Origin of the sequence: Sulfurovum sp., from assembly GCF_041551015.1 — a bacterium.
Taxonomy (GTDB): Bacteria; Campylobacterota; Campylobacteria; order Campylobacterales; family Sulfurovaceae; genus Sulfurovum.
This window is the reverse complement of record NZ_JBFENQ010000159.1, coordinates 1-3,784: the sequence shown is the minus strand read 5'-3', so window position 1 is coordinate 3,784 and position 3,784 is coordinate 1. Positions and strand designations below refer to the sequence as shown.

Here is a 3,784-nt window from a genome sequence, read left to right as displayed (position 1 = left end):
TGAGAATGGGAACAAATGCAACTGCGTGGATTGCCTTGTCAACTGTGCCTATCTGGTATGAACTTTGGCGTTTGATGAATGCCTTTCCTCCAAAAATGGTTACTCCGGAGAAAAAATAATGAAGAAAACAGTTCTAAGATATTTTATATATATTTTTATTTTTTCTCATGATGCTTTTTGTAAAGAAATTTTTACAATTGATCATATGGAACGCTATTTAACAGAAAAAAATCCCTATATTTACAGTGCAGTAGGAAAGCAATATATTGATGCAGCACGTATTCAAACAGCTCAGGGGGGGTTTGATACGAGATTATCTGCTGAATATGATAAAAAAGATTACCCCCTAAGTAATAGTGAATTTTCTGATATTTCTTTTAGTAAGCCTATAGAAAACGGTACGGAACTTATTGTAGGGTATAGGAATGCTGAAGGAATCCATGAATATAACAATATTAAAACCGGCAGTGAAGGAGAATTTCGTGTGGGAGTGAAAGTACCTGTATTTTCACTATTGAATGAAATGAATGAACGAAAATACACTCTTGATTCTGCTACAATAAATGCTACGAGATCGACATTTGAATCACAAAACAATTTGAGAAATTTGTATGCACACATTGTGACTTCATATTATCAACTTCTCTATTATAATGAACTCGTAAAGCTTGAGAAAAGATTATTGTACAAAGCAAAAAAAAGAAATAGTTTTATTGAGAAAAGGGTACATTCAGGAGATCTTTCAGATGTTGCACTACTCGAATCAAAACAACAAATTATTAGTCGTGAACAAAGGGTTCTTAGAACAAATAACAGTTATAGTCAAGCATTACAGATATTTTTAAAATATATAAACATGTCTCAAAAAGACTTTGATCTTAAGTATGACCTGCCTTCATTAAAAAGGGTAAAGAAAGAAAAAATAATCTTCCAAAATGTGTTTAGTAAAGCATTAAAGAGTAGACCAGATATTAGAGCTTTAGAGACTAAAAGGAGTAAATTAGATTTAGATACAGCATATAATACTCTATCGGAATATCCCAAGTTAAACCTTTTTGCGTATGGAGTTCACGATATAAAATATGGAGACGGTATAAAAGTTGGATTACAATTTGATATTCCGTTAGAAAGACGGGGATATAAGGGAAAGAAGATGGAAATACAAATGGGTATCACTCAACTTGAAGAAGAAAAAAATCGATTACTGTTGGAGCTGAAAACAAATCTAAGTAATTTAATGTATTCATTAGATATTGTAAATCAAAATATAGATTTAGGGCATAAAGAAACTAAAATAGTTGAGTCGCTTGAAGAAGTTGAAAATAAAAAATATGAAGTTGGTTCAAGTGACCTCTTTCAGGTTAATCAACGCGAAATGGGGACACTGGAAGTTAAGAGAAAGCAATTAGAATACTATTTAAATGTTCTGATGATCCAGCAAGAAATAAAAAGAGAGATGGGAGAGTTCATCACACTTTAAAAAGTATAGACTTACTATGTAAAACTATGGTGATGAACTTTCCGTTACCAACCAATATATGTATTTTCACTTTATTTGTTGGGTGAAAGATTATTTCCTGCGTCCTTCTTTTTCAACGATTCCACTTAATCCAAATCTTCTTGCAAGTTCTTGTTTTACTCTGTCCGGAGAGATATCTCTGTATCCCAGTCCTACTAGAGTGTGGTAGAGTAGGTCAGCAGATTCATAGATGACCTGTTGATCACTCTCTTCGTTTATGGCTACACAGACTTCATCTGCTTCTTCACGGATCTTAGAGAGCATCAGTTCTTTGTCATCTAAAAGTTTTTTAGTCCATGACTTTGTCTCAGCAGAGGCATTTTTGCGTTCTAAGATAGTATGGTAAAGCGTATCTACAACACCGTAAATGGCATCTGTATCTACTTCTTTGTCTAAGATTACCTTATCTTGTATGACTGAAGTGAAGAAGCAGCTTTTACGACCTGTATGACAGGCTACACCATTTTGTTTTATCTTGAGTATCACAGTGTCTGCATCACAGTCAAGCAGTACATCTTTTACTTCCTGAGTATGGTTAGAACTCTCACCTTTTTTCCAGATACGTTGTTTACTTCGGCTAAAGTAGTGGGCAAAGCCTGTAGAAAGTGTTAGATTATACGCTTCTTCATTCATGTATGCAAGCATGAGTACTTCAGATGTCTCAAAGTCTTGAGCGATGGCAGGAATGAGAGGATTTTTGTTCCAGTCTATTTGCATAAGAGAATCTCCATCAGAAAAATATTTGCCGCTATTATATCTATTATATGCATTGTGAGAGCTTTTTTGAATTTTACAGATCAAAATATAATCATTAAACATTAAGAAATATTTTAGGATAAATATTTGATTTTTGAACTATAATGTCATTCTAAACAAGAAGGACCAAGGAGCTTTTTATGCACCAAATTTTTTGTCAATTTCAACCTTGCGATCTTACTAAATGATACAGATCAGTACACACATTTATTGTGATCCATTGTTTGAGACTATAGAGATCGATAATAAACTTTTACCAAATCAATATAAAGATTATCCTTATCTCATTATTAAAAACTTTTTTTCAAAAGCTTCTTGTAAGAAGCTTGCTTCTTTGGTGCAAGAAGATGAAGAAACAAAGAGAAAAGCAGAGGTAAAAAAAGAGATTTTTACTGGTATTGTTCAATCTGGTGTTGAAGAAGAGTACCGGAAGACCAATATATATAAATTAGATACATTTTATAAGAGCTATTATGATGAACAATTTATGAAGTATAAACCTGTGATAGAGGAATACTTCAATATTGCTCTAACACTTTCAACAGATGTGCAGGTGTTAGAGTACAAAAAAGGATTTTTCTATGTCAAGCATGCAGATGATTCAAGTGAAATTATCAATTCTGATAAAGAGACAATAGGTTTTAAGCTTGTTGCCCCACAGCGAAAATTATCTACGGTACTTTTTGCCACAAGTCATGAGACTAATGTACAAAATGGAGCTCAGAGTTTTAGTGGTGGAGAACTGATGTTTAATTATCTTTATAATAGTGAAGGTGAACCTGTCAAAATAAAACCTGAAGCCGGAGATATGATTATTTTTCCCAGTAATCCCTATTTTTCACATGAAGTATTGCCTGTGGAAGAGGGGTATAGACTTACTTTAGTCCAATGGCATGATACGATATAAGATATTTTTGTAAATATTGAGTGAAAAGAATTAAATAGAAAGAGTATGATCCACGGGACGAGCCCGAGGATATAAGAAGATAGATTACTGCTCACCCATCAAACGCTGTTGTTGTTTACCTTTTGCATCTACCCAGATGTTTGGTACTGCGCCACCAGGTGTAAGGAAGATCTGTGCATCTTTATTGACTCTAAGTGCATCGTTAAATTTCGCTTGTGTTTTGATCTGCTCTAACTCGAGGAGTTTAGGTGTAAGTGAATTTGAGATAAGTGTATTTGCTTTAGCTTGCTCTTCTGCTTCGATACGGATCTTGTCCGCTTCACCTTGTGCTTCGATACGATTTCTCTCTGCTTCACCACGTGCAACTTCTGCTGCTCTTTGTGCTTGTTGTTTTGCTTTTTCTTTCTCTTGTTCTGCGATGGTAACATCTTGTTTCGCTATCTGAACTCTCTCTATCTGGTCTTTGATCTTTGTAGGTAAGTTGATAGTTCTAAGTTCAACAGATTCAAGGATAACAGGCTGATTAAGAAGTGCATCTACACTCTCTTTTACTTTTACTTCAATTGCTGCTGCAATTTGGTTACGCATTTCAGGAAGCTGCT

Annotated in this window: 4 protein-coding genes; 2 read left to right on the top strand and 2 right to left on the bottom strand. The window is 34.2% G+C overall.

Annotation, left to right across the window (positions count from 1 at the left end):
• The first annotated feature begins 118 nt into the window (after positions 1-118).
• Positions 119-1,480, top strand: coding sequence for a TolC family protein (locus ABZC96_RS08990; RefSeq protein WP_373030580.1), 1,362 nt, complete (start codon positions 119-121; stop codon positions 1,478-1,480).
• A gap of 90 nt (positions 1,481-1,570) precedes the next feature.
• On the opposite strand, the gene hisIE is transcribed toward ABZC96_RS08990, so the two are convergent.
• Positions 1,571-2,236, bottom strand: coding sequence for a bifunctional phosphoribosyl-AMP cyclohydrolase/phosphoribosyl-ATP diphosphatase HisIE (gene hisIE / locus ABZC96_RS08985; RefSeq protein WP_373030579.1), 666 nt, complete (start codon positions 2,234-2,236; stop codon positions 1,571-1,573).
• 223 nt (positions 2,237-2,459) lie between these two features.
• Here hisIE and ABZC96_RS08980 point away from each other — a divergent pair, with 223 nt between their 5' ends.
• Positions 2,460-3,182: a 2OG-Fe(II) oxygenase gene (locus ABZC96_RS08980; RefSeq protein WP_373030577.1), complete on the top strand. Its 723-nt coding sequence runs from the start codon at positions 2,460-2,462 to the stop codon at positions 3,180-3,182.
• An 84-nt stretch (positions 3,183-3,266) separates the two neighbouring features.
• Here the strand turns inward: ABZC96_RS08980 and ABZC96_RS08975 are convergent.
• The coding region (locus tag ABZC96_RS08975) for an SPFH domain-containing protein (protein WP_373030575.1) at positions 3,267-3,784 on the bottom strand (518 nt) is incomplete at its 5' end.